Origin of the sequence: Paenibacillus puerhi (assembly GCF_009846885.1) — a bacterium.
Taxonomy (GTDB): Bacteria; Bacillota; Bacilli; order Paenibacillales; family NBRC-103111; genus Paenibacillus_G; species Paenibacillus_G puerhi.
Genome location: NZ_WUWM01000011.1, coordinates 170,513 through 187,463 on the forward strand (window position 1 = coordinate 170,513; position 16,951 = coordinate 187,463).

The following is a 16,951-nucleotide window of genomic DNA, read 5'->3' on the forward strand; positions in this document are numbered from 1 at the left end:
GAGTTTCCGATTCCTTGTGATAGGTGCGGGACAGTCGGATCTATCGTAACATAGTACGAGTTTTACTGACAACCCGAATTGTGTATGTTTTCTGAAAAATTCTGAATTTTCGAAATTGCCCGCTCTACGATTTTTTCATACCTCAGCTTTTTGTTTTTTACGCGCTCCTCGAGAGGCGGAAATAGTCCGAAATTGGCATTCATCGGCTGAAAATGCTTGAAGTCGGCGGTCGTAATATATTGGGCCATACTGCCCAGCGCGGTCTCCGGAGGCAGCACGAAGCATTCTTCGCCGCGCGCGTAACGAGCGGCATTCAAGCCGGCGATCAATCCCGATGCCGCGGACTCTACATAGCCCTCCACCCCCGTCATTTGTCCGGCGAAGAACAGATTGTCACGGTTGCGGAACTGATAGGTGGGCCTCAAAAGGCTCGGAGAGTTGATGAAGGTGTTCCGGTGCATAACGCCATATCGAACGAATTCCGCATTCTCCAGACCCGGGATAAGGGAAAGCACTCTTTTCTGTTCGCCCCACTTCAAATGCGTCTGGAAGCCTACCAGATTATACAGCGTGCCGGCTGCGTTATCCTGACGAAGCTGAACGACGGCATATGGAAGCTCACCCGTGTGAGGATTCACAAGCCCCACGGGCTTCATAGGACCGAACAATACCGTCTGGCGGCCGCGGCTGGCCATCACCTCGATGGGCATGCACCCTTCAAAGTAAATTTCCTTCTCGAAATCCTTGATCGGGGCCGTCTCCGCCGTGATCAGCGCTTCATAGAAGACGTTAAACTCTTCCTCCGTCATCGGACAGTTCAGATAGGCCGCCTCGCCCTTGTCGTAGCGAGAAGCCAGATATACCTTGCTCATGTCGATCGAGTCCTTCTCTACGATCGGAGCGGCGGCATCGTAGAAATACAAGTACTCCTCGCCGGTCAATTCCTTCAAATGTCCCGAAAGAGCAGGCGAGGTAAGCGGACCGGTAGCTACAAGCGTGATGCCGTCGGGAAGCCCTTCAAGCTCTTCGTTACGCACCTCGATAAGCGGATGATTTCTCAGGATGGTCGTAATCTCCTCCGAAAATCCGTCACGGTCGACCGCTAGCGCGCCACCCGCAGGAACCGCATGCTTGCCCGCCGCGCGAAGAATTAACGAATTCATTATCCGCATCTCTTCCTTGAGCAATCCGACCGCGTTGGTCAGTCCGTTGGCCCGCAGCGAATTGCTGCATACGAGCTCTGCAAATTTATCCGAGATATGAGCCGGCGTCTGACGCACCGGCCGCATTTCATACAGGATAACCGGGACACCCTGCGAAGCGATTTGCCAAGCGGCCTCGCTGCCTGCAAGACCCGCCCCGATTACCGTTACTTGTTTCGGTTCTGTCAACTGTCTTTCCTCCTGGCCTCATTCATCGGGACTTAATCCGAATCTTGTTCGTTATCCTTCGCTTCTTCTTTAAAGTCGCAGGAAACACACTGGATAAACACTCCCGATTTATTGCGTTTCTCGATCAGCATGGCGCCGCAGCTCGGGCAAGGCTGCCCTACCGGCTTATCCCAGGAAACGAAGTCGCACTCCGGGTACTTGTCGCAGCCGTAGAAAATCCGGCCTTTCTTGCTGCGGCGCTCAATAATTTTACCTTCGTGACAGGTCGGACAAGCCACCCCGATGTCCTTGACGATAGGCTTCGTATTGCGGCAGTTCGGAAATCCGGAGCAGGCCAAGAACTTGCCGAACCGGCCCATTTTATATACAAAATGGCTGCCGCATTTCTCGCAAATTTCATCGGAGACTTCATCCTGGATTTCGATTTTCTCCATTTCTTCCTCGGCGACTTCCAGGCGTTTTTCGAAAGATTCGTAAAATTCGCTCAACACCTGTACCCAATCTTCCTTGCCTTCCTCAATATGATCGAGTCCCTCTTCCATATGTGCGGTAAACTCCACATCGAGAATTTCCGGGAAAAATTCGATCATCTGCTGAATGACAAGCTCGCCGAGCTCCGTCGGAATAAACTTCTTCTCTTCAATAGCGACGTAACCGCGCTTCTGTATCGTCTCCAGCGTCGGCGCATACGTACTCGGCCGTCCGATCCCCATTTCCTCAAGCGCTTTGACCAGACGCGCCTCGGTAAATCTCGGCGGAGGCTGGGTAAAATGCTGCTTCGGATCGATCTGCTTGGTCTTGACGGCATCGCCTTGCGCAAGCGGAGGAAGCAGTCGGTCGTCCTCATCTCCCGGCTCGGACGCATCGTCGTTGCTTTCCACGTACACCTTCATAAACCCGTAAAACTTTACCTTCGATCCGACCGCGCGGAAAATCGTATCCCCTGCCGACAAATCTACGGTCATCGTATCCAGAACGGCAGACGACATCTGGCTGGCCACGAACCGTTCCCAGACCAATTTGTACAACCGGAACTGATCCCGGCTCAAATGGCTCTTGATCGAATCCGGGTCGCGAAGAACGGAGCTTGGCCGAATCGCTTCATGAGCGTCCTGCGCGTTGCTGTTCTTCTTCAAGTAAACTCGCGGCGTCTCCGGGTAATACTCAGCTCCGAATTTAGTCGCGATGTACTCCTTCGCTTCTTCTTGAGCGACGGGCGAGATCCGGGTCGAATCCGTTCTCATGTACGTGATCAAGCCGACCGTTCCTTCAGGGCCGAGGTCAATCCCTTCATACAGCTGCTGGGCAACCGACATCGTCTTCGAAGCTCTGAAGCCGAGCTTTCTCGCCGCCTCCTGCTGGAGCGAGCTCGTGATGAACGGCGGTGAAGGATTGCGCTGACGCTCCTTCTCCTTGACCTCGCTGACGACAAACTCGGCTTGCTTCAAGCCCTTGAGAATCTCGTTCACCTCGGCCTCGGTTTTCAGCTCCTTTTTGTCGCCTTGAAGGCTGTGAAACTTGGCGTCAAATTCAGCCTTGCCCGTAGAAAGCTTGGCCGTGATCGTCCAATATTCTTCTGGAACAAAAGCATTGATTTCGTTTTCCCGGTCGAAAATGAGCTTGACCGCAACCGACTGCACACGCCCGGCCGACAGTCCTTTCTTGACCTTTTTCCATAATAGCGGACTGATTTTATACCCGACCAGCCGATCCAGAATACGTCTGGCTTGCTGGGCATTAACCAGATCCTGGTTAATTTTCCTTGGCGTTTTGAAAGCATCCTTGACGGCCTGCTTGGTGATTTCATTGAATACGACCCGACAGGCGTCCTGGTCGTTGATCTCCAGGTAATGCGCCAAGTGCCAGGCAATCGCTTCCCCTTCGCGATCAGGGTCAGCCGCCAGATACACTTTTTTTACACGCTTGCTGGCGTCTTTCAATTCTTTCAGAACGGAGCCCTTGCCGCGAATGGTAATATACTTAGGCTCAAAGTTTTTTTGAACCTCAACTCCGATCTGGCTTTTCGGCAAATCACGAATATGACCCATAGAAGCTTTTACGATATATTTGCTGCCCAAATATTTACCAATCGTTTTGGCTTTTGCGGGTGACTCCACAATGACTAAGGAATCGGCCATAGGCGTCTTTCCCCCTTCAATATATAAAATATATATTCTTCATTAACGTAAGGTGTAGGCGGTACCCGGAATTTCTACGATCCGCTGCATCATTAGTAAATTTATCAGAACTGCGTGCAAATGTCCAAAGGTAAATTGACTTTGCTGCAAGAGCTGATCGATCGTAAGCGGGCCGAAAACAAGCAGCTCGCAGATCAGACTTTCATCGGAAGACAGCTTCTGACTCGCCGTTTGGGTGTCCTTACTGTATGCCGAATTCTGCAAGTCTATTCGATTCCCGTACTCCTCCAGCACATCGCCGGCCGATGCAACAAGCTTCGCCCCATCCTTGATTAGCTTCAGTGCCCCCTTGCTTTTGGGAGAGTTAATCGGACCCGGCACGGCAAAGACATCGCGGGAATACCCGAGCGCCAGCTCGGCCGTAATCAGCGATCCGCTGCGCACCGCTGCCTCAACAACAAGGACTCCCGCACTTAACCCGGCGATTATGCGGTTGCGGAGCGGGAACAAGCCGGCATGCGGCTTCGTACCCAGCGGGTACTCCGTCAACAGCAAGCCCTCACGGGCTATTCGCTGGAACAGCCCTCTATTCTCTGCGGGATAGATCGTATCCATCCCGCAGCCTAGCACAGCGACCGTACGCCCCGTGCCCTTCAGCGCCCCTTCGTGAGCCACGCTATCGATGCCCCGGGCCATCCCGCTGACGACGCAAACGCCGGCGGCGGATAACTCGGAGGCCAGAAGCTCTGCCGATGTACGCCCATACACCGTCGGCGTTCGCGTACCGACCACGCCGATGCACAGCCGGTTCAACAGACTGAGGTCGCCCCGCGTGTACAAAATCCACGGAGGGTCGGCGGTTTCCCGCAGCAGCTCCGGGTAGTCGTCGTCCCACACGGTCATCCAGCGGATACCCGCCTGTTCATAGCTGCTTACCGCGGATTCCAGCTGCCCGTCTCTCAGACTGTTACGCAAAGTACTTAGCGAACGCGCTCTTCCCGGCGTAAATCCGAGCTCCATCCAGTCAGCCGCTTCCATCATGTCCACATCGTCCAGCGAGGAAAGTCGCATCATTATCTGCTGAATCGTCTTCCAGCCTATGCCCTGCAGCTGGTGCAGAGCGAACAAGCAATGCCTGTTATCCATATAGTATAGCTCACTCCTTATTATAGAAACAAATTTTTGCATCCTGAAACAAAAAGAGCCTCCCGGATTTCGCATGAGCGAAACCAGAGAGGCTGCTTGCCTGTCTTGATTTACTTTTTAGTAATGCACTTGTCGAGCAGGCCTTTTTCTTCAAGCACGCTGACGAGCGTGGAACCCATTTCGGATGGCGTTGGAGCAACTTTGATACCGCAGCGCTCGAGCGTTGCGACTTTCTCAGCTGCCGTTCCTTTACCGCCGGAAATGATGGCGCCGGCATGGCCCATACGTTTTCCTGGAGGTGCCGTTTGACCGCCAATGAAGCCGACAACCGGCTTCTTCATGTTCGCCGCGATCCACTCAGCGGCCTCTTCCTCAGCGGAGCCGCCGATTTCGCCGATCATGATGACGGCATAGGTGTCCGGATCTTCGTTGAACAGGTGAAGAATATCGATAAACTCGGAGCCCTTGACAGGGTCGCCGCCGATACCAACGGCAGAAGACTGGCCGATGCCGCGGGTCGAAAGCTGATGAACCGCTTCGTAAGTGAGCGTTCCACTGCGGGAAACGACGCCAACGTGGCCCTTGGTGTGAATGTATCCAGGCATGATGCCGATCTTACATTCGTCAGGCGTGATGACGCCCGGGCAGTTCGGTCCGATCAAGCGGGTTTTCTTGCCTTCCATGTAACGGCTAACCTTGACCATATCCAGAACCGGGATACCTTCGGTGATGCAGATAACCAAGTCCAGCTCGGCATCTACCGCTTCCATGATCGCATCAGCTGCGAATGCCGGCGGTACGTAAATAACCGATGCCGTCGCATCTGTAGCGTTTTTCGCTTCAAGCACGGTGTTGAAAACCGGCAAAGAGACGGTCGAGCCGTTCTCCAGGGTGATGTCGACATTCGTGCCGCCCTTGCCTGGCGTAACGCCGCCGACCATTTGCGTGCCGTAGTCCAGACCGCCCTTGGTATGGAACATACCTACGGAACCGGTAATCCCTTGTGTGATGACCTTTGTATTTTTATCTACCAAAATAGACATGTTACGGTTCACATCCCCTGATCATTTTAGAAATCGCCGTCTGTTTAAACGGCAAGTCGTGCGTTGATTACTTTACGAGTGCAACGATTTTTTGAGCGCCGTCAGCCATCGAATCTGCAGCCACAATGTTCAGGCCGGATTCGTTCAAGATCTTCTTGCCCAGCTCTACGTTCGTCCCTTCAAGACGGACAACCAGCGGGCGATCCAAGCCAAGCTCGCGGGCAGCTGCAACAACGCCGTCAGCGATGACGTCGCATTTCATGATGCCGCCGAAAATGTTAACGAAAATCCCTTTGACGTTCTCGTCGGACAGGATGATTTTGAAAGCTTCGGTTACTTTCTCTTTCGTAGCGCCGCCCCCTACATCGAGGAAGTTAGCCGGGTCGCCGCCGTAATATTTAATAATGTCCATCGTAGCCATAGCCAGACCTGCGCCGTTAACCATGCAGCCGATATTGCCGTCCAGCGCGATGTAGCTCAGATCGTATTTGGAAGCCTGGATTTCCTTCTCATCCTCTTCTTCCAAGTCGCGAAGCGCAACGATATCCTTGTGACGGAACAGGGCGTTGGAATCAAAGTTCAATTTGGCATCCAGAGCCATCACGTTGCCGTCTCCGGTAACGACCAGCGGGTTGATTTCGGCCGTGGAGCAGTCTTTTTCTACGAAAGCCGTGTACAGAGCCATCATGAACTTGACCGCTTTGTTCACAAGCTCGCCAGGAATATTGATCGCGTAAGCCAGCTTGCGAGCCTGGAAGGCTTGAAGGCCGACAGCAGGATCGACGATTTCTTTGAAGATTTTCTCAGGCGAATGATGAGCTACTTCCTCGATCTCCGTACCGCCTTCTTCGGAAGCCATCATGACGACGCGGCCTGTCCCACGGTCCAGCACGACGCCAATGTAATATTCTTTCTTAATATCGCAGCCTTGCTCGATGAGTAGGCGCTTTACTTCTTTGCCTTCGGGACCCGTTTGGTGAGTCACGAGCACCTTGCCGAGAATTTCCCCCGCATATGTACGCACTTCGTCCAGGTTTTTGGCAACCTTGACGCCGCCTGCTTTACCGCGGCCACCTGCATGAATTTGCGCTTTGACGACAACCACAGGTGTACCCAGGGATTTCGCCGCTTCCACCGCTTCGTCCACCGTGAATGCCACTTTACCCTCAGGTACGGCAACCCCGTACTGTTTAAGCACTTCTTTGCCTTGATATTCATGGATATTCATTTAGCAAAATCCTCCTATCGGTATTGACTTGCTCTATGGAATCGACTCGCTTTCGCTTCCGAAAGGAGTTGACCGCTGAACTAACGCGCGCTTGCCAACCAATAGCATGTCCGTTATGGCAAACCTTAATCATTGTACCACTTTTTAAAGCGGGTTTCCTTATATTTTGTGTGAATATGGCGATACATATTTTTTATTGACGACTAAAATATATGTTTTCGCTACCGGTACCGGACATGAACTTCGATTGATAATCGGAGAGTTTTGTATCGATCCAGGCATGCCAAAACAGCCTGCACATGCCGGTTTCGACAATTTTGCAGGCTGCTGCTTTATGAAAGTACTGAATAATCAAGGGTTTACGGGCTTTAACTCATGAGAAGCATAGTGGAAATACTTGCCCTCCAGCAAGCCGATCAGCGTATTGGTTACTCGCACCTCGACCCGATTCTCCCCGTCACGGAGCCACCCCGACTCGCCCTTCCATCGGTACGGAGACCATGCTCGCACACCGAGCGAGCGGCCGTTAACGAGTACTTCCGCACTCTCGTGGAACTCGGTATCCAGGCTTCCCAAGGTAAGCTCGAACTCCCCTTCCGCCTTCCAGCCGGATAGCTCCAGCGTCCGCTCGAAAGAAAATTTCCCGGCATAATAAGGATGACCCGGATAGGGGCCAGCGGTCAGAGGCACATGCCGAGCGGCGACCGGATGAAGAACGGCGCGTCCGACTTCATCCGCGCGTACCTCGAACGGCCCTGTCACATAGATCGCATCGACTAATCCGTCCCAATCGTGACCAATCTCCACCTCAACGGCGATTTCATTTTCTCCCGTTTGCAGGTAGGCGCTGACCGAGGCGCTTTGATTGCGATGATCATAGAGAAAATCCGCTTGAAAGTCCTCAGGCTGCAGCCGGCTTCCATTCACGACAACCGACCAGCTGCCGGATAATGCCGACTGATCGGCCACAAGCTTGACTTGCTCGGGTACCAGGCCGCTGATCGTCAGACTAGCGGTATAACGTGCGTGCAGCGGGTAGGACATCGCCAGCCTCATGGGCGTTCCGAACAGCTGGCTCATTTGGACGGGCAGCATATGAGCTTCCGCCAGATCGGCGCATTGATCGATGAACGTTTTCACGGGAACATGATCCGCGATGAACAACCGCTCCCCGTCCGTTCGTTTGACCTCGAGCCGGAATGTATCCAACCTTAGCGCATTATCGTTCAACGCCCGCAGCTCCCAAGGTACCGAAGCGTCGACACTCAGCTGCTGAAGCGGTTCCGGATTCGGCGTCTTGGCAGGATTCGTTCCTGAAGTCCGGTTGATCAGAATCAGCCTGGACTCATAGGGTGCGAGCTTGACGGGAATCTCCCAGGCTGCCGCGCTACCATAGGTTTGCAGGGTAACCGCTTCCCCGTCATCAAGCGACAGCTCCTGAAACTCCACACCAGCATGGCTCGGCGCCCCGTCTTCCTTCCAGAGACTCTCCTCCACACGAAGCGTCAGGCTATGCTCTCTCTCCTCCTGATTGCTAACGAAATAAAGAGCCTGGCCGGGCGAAAGGCGCCGCACCTGAGTGAGTAAGCCGCGATCGCGGGAGGCAGGCAGCAGCTTGACCGATGCCGGATGGATGTCATCCAGAAGCTCCATCAGCTTGTTTTCAACCGCGGCTTGGTCTGCCTCTTCATCGAATGGCAGATAATAGGCCGATGACGTGCCTCTACTCCAGCTTAACTCCTGCTCCCGCTCGGAACCGTCAGCTTCCGCTTTCCAGAAAGCGGCGGATACGGGTTTGTCCAGTCCGAACGCCTCGTAGATGTCGGGCGAACGGGGATCCAGCTCATCGATCTGCTCGTAAGGAAGCTGGCCGAGCGAAATCACCGTTCCTCCGGCTTCTAGAAATGCTCGAATGGTTCGCCAAGCCGCTCCTTCCAGATTCGTCAGAGGCGGCATAAGCAATACTTGATACCGGGCTCTGCCGATCGCAAGCCGATTCTCGTCAATGACGGCATCCGCCAGCAAACCGGCGTCCAGTTCGTCATAGTCCCAATCGCTCTTGATCAGCGCGTTGCCCAACCCGCCCCACCAGCGCTTCAGCGCCTCCAGCCGGGCCTGCTCCTTCGGATCATTCCCTCCGTAAGAGAAGCCGTGGAAGGGGTTGCCCATCAGGGACCACAGCGAGGTCGTCGGCTGCAGCAGCGCGATGGAAATATCCGCCTCTCCCTGACTCATCGCATAGCTGATCCGGCCCGTGTAATCGCCTAGCTTGCGAAAATGCTGCCAATATGGATTTTGTAAAAATTGGGATGGCGGCGCATCATGCTTGGTCAGCCCATCCAGCGTATAGAAGAAGGCATGGAAATTATAAAAATTCGTGCCTAATGCTCCGAGCCGGTCGATCATCCATTTCGCATCCTGCAGCGTCATCGACCAGCCTACGCTGTGAAAGCACTCGATCAGATTGCGCGGCCGATCAAGCTGCCGGGTGATCGAGCTGGTCATCTTCGCATTGTAACGGAAGTCGCATGCCGCTTTCTGAAGAATCCAGTCCAGCGACCGGCCCAGCTTCTCGTGACCCGTATCCCCGCCCGGAACGTGACTGTACAGCTGCGTCGTATGACGGACCGACGGAACCTCGGTGACATACTCCAGTCCATGGGCCTCGCACCAATCATGCACCTGCTTGTGATAGCTGTCCAGCAGCAGCAGGTGGATGGCCTGGTAGTAATCGTAGCGGATCCTGGCCGTACCCGCTTCATCCGCATACACCAGCGCATGCAGATGCTCCCTCAGATCATAGCCGTGCTGCTCCAGAAAAAAATCTGCCAGCTGCGGCGACCAAGGCACGCTGCCCAGCAGCCCGATTTCATCCGTGAACATGCCCTTTATCGTCGTTCCGAAATACTCGGACAAATGCTCGGCATAACGCTCATGCGTCAGACGAATGAAGGTCGACATCGCCTCCCGGTTGCAGGGGTCGACGAAGGTTCCATAATATTTGAAATCCCCGATCTCCTCTTCCTGGACGATCAGAACGTCCCACTCGCCATCCGGAGCTTCCCAATCCAGCTTCTGGATCGTCCGGTATGTAAAAAACCTCTTCTGATTGTAAGCAGTCAGTCCGGCCTTCTGAAAGATGGGTTCAGCCTGATAGTTGCCGATCCGGCTTCGGATGTCCACCGCCTCCTGCCAGATCCGCTCCCCTGTCGGGGTCACCGGTACCGCCTTGGCATACAAGATCCGGGCCCAGGGCAGCTCTAGCGTCAGACGTTGTCCGCCCGAGGCGCGTTCCGTTCGGTGCACCAGCGTGTAATGCTTAGCCTCCGGATGCTCCAGCGTTACCTCCCCTCCGGCAATACCGCTCGGGTAGGGGTATTCGTCATAGAGCCAGGCATGCAAGCCATGCTCCCTTGCCGCCTCTACAGCCACCCTTACTTTGGCGAACCAGCTGTCCGATAAATAAGGAACCTTCAATCCCTGACGGGCGCATATGAAAAAACCGCCAACGCCTTTATCCGCCATTTCGCGAATCTGGTGACGAATTTGCTCGTCCTCCATCTCTCCATTCCAGAACCAGAACGGGTGAACCCGGTATGGTGATGCGGGTTGTTTGAAAGCCTGCAAGTCAAACAAGGCAGTACCTCCTATTCGGTAATCGTTACTTCTCAATTGAACCCCTAATCCGCGAACCGGGCAATTCTATTTTTTTGCATGCCTTTCAGTAGGCTATTGCCCGTTTTTGCGGGCCTAGACATTTTTGCCCGGCGGGGCGTATTCAGATGCAATCGAAGTAAGCAGATACATTTTCCTCCATTCATGCTATGATTAGTTAAAGAAATCGGGAGGTCGCCGCATCATGCCGAAGTTATCAAGAAAGATCGAATACTTGTTACTAATAGCCATATTTTTGTTGTATACGTTAATAGGTCATATGCTGAATATCGACGTTTTGAAAATATTCACGATCCGGAGAGACGAATTCAGTATAAGCATCGTTGGCGTTGTAATCAGCGTGGCAACCTTATTCGCCTTATCCTTCCTTATAGCTAAATTCAAAAAAATTGACTGAGCTATTTCCATACCCTATCTGTAGCCTTGTTTCATCTGATCGAACGCTTGCCAACCACGGGGCGCTTGTTTACAATAGAACCATCAGTATGGGCGGATAAGGAAGCACCTTGAGCCATGACCAAATCATGGGGAAGGTGTTTTTTTATGTTGTATGGGAAAGCGATTAGCGCATGCCTGCATGGAGTGGAAGGCCGGCTGATTGAAGTGGAGGTCGATCTGAGCAACGGTTTGCCCCAAGTCAATATCGTCGGGCTACCGGACAATGCCGTGAAGGAATCCATTGAGCGGGTGCGGGCGGCGATCAAAAACTGCGGATTTACGTTCCCGCTGCAAAGAATCACAGTCAATATGGCGCCTGCCGACTTCCGCAAGGAAGGCTCCGCATTCGACCTGGCTATCGCGCTTGGCATATTAGCTACTAGCGGTCAATTGGAGCCCGGTACGCTGGAGGGGGCTCTCGTCATAGGCGAGCTTTCGCTCGACGGCTCGATTCGTCCGGTCCCCGGCGTCCTCTCCATGATCGAGTCGGCAGTGAAGGGGGGCATCAGCCGGGTCATCGTACCTGCCGATAATGCCGAGGAGGCCGGCTGGATCAGCGGGTGCACGGTGAGGGCGGCAAAGCATTTGGCGGAATGGAGCCGGACGGCGGCTTCGGACTCCGTTCTTCTCGCGGGCAAGCCCGCTTTCTCTCCAAGCTCTCCAGCCAGCTCGGGCATTGACGGCTACGCGGAGGACTATGCCGATGTGCGGGGACAGAACCATGTCAAACGGGCATTGATGATTAGTGCCGCTGGCATGCATAACCTGATGCTCGTCGGCCCTCCGGGCACCGGAAAAACGATGCTGGCCAAGCGGCTGCCTACGATTTTGCCGCCCATGGACGAACGGGAATCGCTTGAGGTAACCAAGATCTACAGCGTCTCCGGCAAGTTCGCCGACCGGCGCCAATTAGTACGCGTACGTCCCTTCCGCATGCCTCATCATTCCATTTCAGCTGCCGGACTTGTGGGAGGAGGCGGCATTCCGAAGCCGGGTGAAATCAGTCTTGCCCATCGCGGCGTGCTGTTTTTGGATGAGCTCCCCGAGTTCTCCCGTGCCGCTCTGGAGGTGCTGAGGCAGCCTATGGAGGATCGTTGGGTGACGATCGGAAGGGCGAAGGCCGTTTATCGATTTCCCGCTCATTTTCTGCTTGTGGCCTCGATGAATCCTTGCCCATGCGGCTTAAGTCAGTGGGGGACAGACAACGGACTCGAGGAAGCGGGCTGCATCTGCTCCCCTCTGAAGGTGATTCAGTACCGCTCCCGTATTTCGGGACCGCTGCTGGATCGGATGGACCTTCATGTGGAGGTTCCGCGCGTGCCTTATTCCCAGCTGTCGCTTCAAGTAAGTCCGCTGTCCTCCCAGGACATGCGGGAAGCTGTAGAGGTTGCCCATCGGGTCCAGCTGCAGCGGTACCGGCAGAGCGGCATTCTGTTCAATAGCGAGCTCAGCGGCCGGCTGCTGCGGGAATGGTGCCGGCTGGATGCGGAATCCTCCAGCCTGCTTGAGAAGTCCTTTCATTCGCTTGGAATGAGTGTCCGCGCTCACGACCGTATCTTAAAAATCGCCCGGACCATCGCGGATATGGAAGCCGTATCCGATATTGCCATTCAACATGTAGCGGAAGCCCTTCAATACCGGTGTCTGGACAAAAAACACCCCGCTCTAGCCTCGTTTCAAGCTTAGCCAGCCGTATGTCTACAAGCCATGCTTCTCATGACCGGTCAAGAATGGACATAGATCCAGAGACGCCAAATATCCGCACCGCTGCTTATTCAAGCGCGTTGCGGATATGCTCCAGCTTGGCAATCGTTCCATCAGGTGCCATACGGATCGATACGACATCAAAGCGAACTTGACTTTCATGCTTGCCATGCCTATGGATATAAACGCGGGCCGTCTCCAGCATTTTTCGCTGCTTGCGCAGATTTACAGATTCCTGCGGCGTGCCGAAGGCTCCGCTCAGGTTGCGTGTGCGCACCTCGACGAAAACAAGAATGCCTTTCTCCTCGGCGATGAGATCAATTTCTCCGGTCCGGCATCTCCAATTCCGGTCCAGGATCGACATGCCCTGCTCCTGCAAGTAGCTGGCGGCTCCCGCCTCCCCCTGCATCCCAAGCTGCTTCCGCCCTGCCAGCCTCTCCTTCAACGCGGTCCACGCTCCCATTCCTTCGCTCGGGAGTCGGATCGGTAAATATAGGAGAGCACTTCAGCCACCAGCTTGTACAGCTCCGTTGGAATTTCCTGATCGATGTCCAGCTTCGACAGCACTTCTACCAAGGAGGGGTCCTCCTGTATCGGCACTCCATTTTCCTTGGCCTTCTCCATGATGAGATCGGCGATGCGCCCTTTCCCCTTCGCCACAACCTTGGGCGCGGCCGACGCCTCGGGTGCATACTTGAGCGCTACGGCCTTCTTCAGCGCTTGGGGCTGTTCGCTCATAACCGGATATCCACTCCCTTGTACGGCTTCTGCGTATAGACGCCTGGAACAGACCCGGCTGCCAGGTCTTTGCCGCGCCCGCCGCCGCCGGTCAGATCGCCTAGGTCGCTTGCTTTCTCCGGATACGGACTGACCTTCATCGATATAAATTGATAGCCGATCGAGGCAAGCCCTCCGGATATCTCGTCCCGATAAGCCTCCAGCAGCGCCCCCGTTTGAGGGAAATCATTGTGCACGTGCAGGCTGACGATTCGGTTAACGACCTGAACATCGACCATTGTATTTCCTAAAGCTTTCATCTGCAGATCGAATACAAGACGGCAATTGCTGGCGTCCAGGCTGCCATTCTTCCCTTTGCGGGATTGAATATGGATGGCAGCGGTCTGGGTGCCGTCTGGCTGTACGATAGGCACAAACATCGTAATGTGGGAAAACATGGAGGATCGGTCCGGGCTCATCAGAAGCTGCTGGCCGGTAATCTGATGGACGGCCTGCTGGGCAGCCTGTTTGATCTCGTCAGGAGCATCAGCCGATTGGGCCAGCTGCATAAGCGCGCTTTTCAAGGAATCCGTGGACTTATCCGCCGCTGCGGCAAGCTTCCCGTCCTCTGCTCCTAGCCATCTCGCCGCTTGATGCTCATGCTCGATGCCGATCGTCTTCATGAGCCGCCCGAGCAAATGCTCCTGCTGGTCGGCTTGGTGCGCTGTTCCCGCGGGCGCTGCCGACGCCGATGCTGATGCACTCGCCGGCGGCTGCGCGAGCGGCGTGGCTGCGCCTGCAGGAGCGCCCGCCTGCGGCTGCGCGGGCGGCACGGCTGCGCCTGCAGGAGCGCTCGCCTGCGGCTGCGCGAGCGGCGCGGCTGCGCCTGCAGAGGCGCCCGCCTGCGACTGCGCGGGCGGCGCGGCTGCGCCTGCCGAAGCGCCCGCCTGCGGCTGCGCGGACGGCGCGGCTGCGCCTGCAGGAGCGCCCGCCTGCGGCTGCGCGGGCGGCGCGACTGCGCCTGCGGGGGCGCCCGCCTGCGGCTGCGCGAGCGGCGCGGCTGCGCCTGCAGGGGCGCCCGCCTGCGGCTGCGCGAGCGGCGCGGCTGCGCCTGCAGGAGCGCCCGCCTGCGGCTGCGCGGGCGGCGTGGCTCCGCCTGCAGGAGCGCCCGCCTGCGGCTGCGCGGGCGGCGAGGCTGCGCCTGCAGGAGCGCTCGCCTGCGGCTGCGCGGGCGGCGAGGCTGCGCCTGCAGGAGCGCCCGCCGGCGGCTGCGCGAGCGGCGCGGCTGCGCCGGCAGGAGCGCTCGCCTGCGGCTGCGCGGGCGGCGAGGCTGCGCCTGCAGGAGCGCTCGCCTGCGGCTGCGCGGGCGGCGAGGCTGCGCCTGCAGGAGCGCCCGCATGCGGCTGCGCGGACGGCGTGGCTGCGCCGGCAGGAGCGCCCGCCTGCGGCTGCGCGAGCGGCGCGGCTACGCCGGCAGGAGCGCCCGCCTGCGGCTGCGCAGTTGGCGTTCCCGTTTGCGTAAGTTGGCCGCCTGCCTCGCGGACCTGTTGAAGCAGCGTTCGCACCGTTTCCAGCAGGGCGCGAGTTTGCGGGGTCAGTTCCTTCCCGCTTTGCTGGGTACGATCCAGCATATCCGACAGCTGGTCCAGCGCCTCGTGAAAGGGCGGGCCCTGAACCGCCTTGTGCAGGGAAAGGATCGTCTCCGGCGTCATCGGTAGTCCTTTCTGAGCCGCTATAACCGCCGTCGGCAGCCATTCTGTTTGAGGCATCGATTTGCCCATAGCTGCCTGCAGATCGATAAAGGCTTTTACGCTTTCTTTGGTCAGAGCTACCCCGCTCTGATGCAGCAGCTGGACGAGCTGCCGATTATCCGCCGTGTCGTTCATTCCGAGCGTTTTCAATACTTCCCCAAGCGACGAGTCCGCTATCTGAACCTGGGAAGCGTGCAGCGGCTTCAGTACGATTTGACCCGTTGCCGATTCCGGCTGTACCTGAAGCATCGTCACCTCGCCCTGCTTCAATGGCGTCTCTAACCGGGCACGTACCTGCACGCCCCCTATATTGACCAGAGCTTCCTGATCCGGCAGCTGCTGCTGCACAACTCCTTTAACCACTTGGCCGACCTTGAGCTCCAGCTTCTTAGGTTCCTGGATCTGCCCATCCCCGACCAATCCGCGGATCATTCCCCCGATATTCATACCGGCCGCCTCCCTCTCTCGTCGTTCCTGCTGCTTCCGCTCGCCTCTCTTACACGGAAAGCCGACCCGGGCAGGCGATCTCGCCCTCTTCCCGTGCCGGCCTCCTTGCTCCGGTAGTTCTATATATCGGCAGAACGGCCGTCGATTTTCACTAAAATAGCACCTGCTGCTCATAGGTAATGTTACGCAGGAAAGTTCGCCGGTGAAGCGGCGTCGGTCCAAGCAGGGCAATTCGCTCCCGGTGTACCCGGGTCGCATAGCCTTTATGTATCGCGATCTCATACCCCGGATATTCAAGCTCCCAAGCCAGACACATCCCGTCGCGCGTCACCTTGGCAACAATCGATGCAGCCGCGATCGATTGGCTTAACGCATCGCCATGAATAACAGCGAGCTGCTCGATGTCCACATCCACCTTCTCGGCGTCGACCAGCAGCTGCTCGGGATAAACCGATAGCTTTTCTACGGCCTGCTTCATCGCCGCCCGGGCCGCCTGCTTAATGTTAATACGCTCGATCGTCGGCACGTCGACAACACCTATTCCTACAGCAATCGCTTTTTCCATAATAACCTCATAGAGGGCATCCCGCTTCTTTTCGGTCAGCTTCTTGGAATCATCGACGCCTTCCAGCACAAGGCCAGGCGGTAAAATGACGGCAGCCGCTACCACATCCCCGAACAAACAGCCCCGTCCCACTTCATCGACACCCGCGATCCAGCGTTTGCCATGCTCCCATAATCCGCGCTCATATGTAAGATTATCATCCACTTGCATTCTCTCCCGGTTACGTCATCTGGTTCCATTATACCGCACGCGCACCCAGCCTGACCATCCCTTCCGCGCCCCGAACAGCTGCTACGTACCGGCAGTAGAGCGATCTGAAAGTCATGTAATCATGGAGGTTACAGTTAACGGACAATTTCTATATACGATTTTTCTGTGAAAATGCGCTATGGCGGTGTGTAGCAGGAGACGTGTTTTTAGGCAATAGGATGCCCGGGATCTCCATGTTATGAGTCCATGTATAAGGCTATTCTTATGGATATACCAGTTAACTTGCTTGTCGTTCGGGTCCGCCTTCTATATAAAATTCCTTGTTCTTAAGCATGGAATAGGCGATGACGAGAATGGTTCTTGCTACGGCGATACATGCTTTTTTCTTACCGCGCCTCGATGCGATCTTCCAAAATCGTGTAGATATGCGGTTGTTTCTAGTACGAGCGACTGCCCATGCCGCCTCGCATAATGCTACTTTTGTATGTGTATTGCCCT

11 protein-coding genes and 1 pseudogene are annotated in these 16,951 nt (G+C 55.8%); 1 reads left to right on the top strand and 11 read right to left on the bottom strand.

What is annotated here, in order from left to right; all coding sequences use genetic code 11:
* Positions 1-62: 62 nt before the first annotated feature.
* The 6 genes from trmFO to GSF01_RS12475 all read right to left on the bottom strand — a co-directional run bounded on the left by trmFO (position 63) and on the right by GSF01_RS12475 (position 10,582).
* The gene (gene trmFO / locus GSF01_RS12450; protein WP_159884418.1) at positions 63-1,391 is read right to left on the bottom strand and encodes an FADH(2)-oxidizing methylenetetrahydrofolate--tRNA-(uracil(54)-C(5))-methyltransferase TrmFO; all 1,329 of its coding nucleotides are present in this window, start codon (positions 1,389-1,391) and stop codon (positions 63-65) included.
* A gap of 32 nt (positions 1,392-1,423) precedes the next feature.
* Positions 1,424-3,529: a type I DNA topoisomerase gene (gene topA, locus GSF01_RS12455; RefSeq protein WP_159884420.1), complete on the bottom strand. Its 2,106-nt coding sequence runs from the start codon at positions 3,527-3,529 to the stop codon at positions 1,424-1,426.
* Between the two features lie 42 nt (positions 3,530-3,571).
* Complete coding sequence (gene dprA, locus GSF01_RS12460) at positions 3,572-4,675, bottom strand: DNA-processing protein DprA (RefSeq protein WP_159884422.1); 1,104 nt, start codon at positions 4,673-4,675, stop codon at positions 3,572-3,574.
* Positions 4,676-4,785: 110 nt separating this feature from the next.
* Positions 4,786-5,718 carry a succinate--CoA ligase subunit alpha gene (gene sucD, locus GSF01_RS12465; RefSeq protein WP_159884424.1) on the bottom strand — a complete coding sequence of 311 codons (933 nt, stop codon included), beginning with the start codon at positions 5,716-5,718 and terminating at the stop codon, positions 4,786-4,788.
* Between the two features lie 67 nt (positions 5,719-5,785).
* Entirely contained in the window at positions 5,786-6,946 is a 1,161-nt protein-coding gene (gene sucC / locus GSF01_RS12470; protein WP_159884426.1) for an ADP-forming succinate--CoA ligase subunit beta, read from the bottom strand.
* Positions 6,947-7,297: 351 nt separating this feature from the next.
* Positions 7,298-10,582 carry a glycosyl hydrolase gene (locus GSF01_RS12475; protein ID WP_159884428.1) on the bottom strand — a complete coding sequence of 1,095 codons (3,285 nt, stop codon included), beginning with the start codon at positions 10,580-10,582 and terminating at the stop codon, positions 7,298-7,300.
* Positions 10,583-11,167: 585 nt separating this feature from the next.
* On the opposite strand from GSF01_RS12475, the gene GSF01_RS12480 reads away from it, so the two are divergent.
* Positions 11,168-12,745, top strand: a complete 1,578-nt coding sequence (locus GSF01_RS12480; protein WP_159884462.1) for a YifB family Mg chelatase-like AAA ATPase — start codon at positions 11,168-11,170, stop codon at positions 12,743-12,745.
* A gap of 85 nt (positions 12,746-12,830) precedes the next feature.
* Here GSF01_RS12480 and GSF01_RS12485 read toward each other — a convergent pair whose 3' ends face one another.
* The 5 genes and pseudogenes from GSF01_RS12485 to GSF01_RS29640 form a co-directional block, all read right to left on the bottom strand.
* Positions 12,831-13,208 (bottom strand): YraN family protein, encoded by a 378-nt coding sequence (locus tag GSF01_RS12485; protein ID WP_235941424.1) that lies wholly within the window; start codon positions 13,206-13,208, stop codon positions 12,831-12,833.
* Positions 13,205-13,501, bottom strand: coding sequence for an EscU/YscU/HrcU family type III secretion system export apparatus switch protein (locus GSF01_RS12490; protein ID WP_159884432.1), 297 nt, complete (start codon positions 13,499-13,501; stop codon positions 13,205-13,207). The genes GSF01_RS12485 and GSF01_RS12490 overlap by 4 nt, the downstream gene beginning before the upstream one ends.
* Complete coding sequence (locus GSF01_RS12495) at positions 13,498-15,678, bottom strand: hypothetical protein (RefSeq protein ID WP_159884434.1); 2,181 nt, start codon at positions 15,676-15,678, stop codon at positions 13,498-13,500. Before GSF01_RS12495 ends, GSF01_RS12490 begins: the two co-directional genes overlap by 4 nt.
* Before the next feature lie 151 nt (positions 15,679-15,829).
* Positions 15,830-16,453 (bottom strand): ribonuclease HII, encoded by a 624-nt coding sequence (locus GSF01_RS12500; RefSeq protein ID WP_159884436.1) that lies wholly within the window; start codon positions 16,451-16,453, stop codon positions 15,830-15,832.
* 277 nt (positions 16,454-16,730) lie between these two features.
* Positions 16,731-16,951: pseudogene (locus GSF01_RS29640) on the bottom strand (IS110 family transposase); the annotation flags it as partial.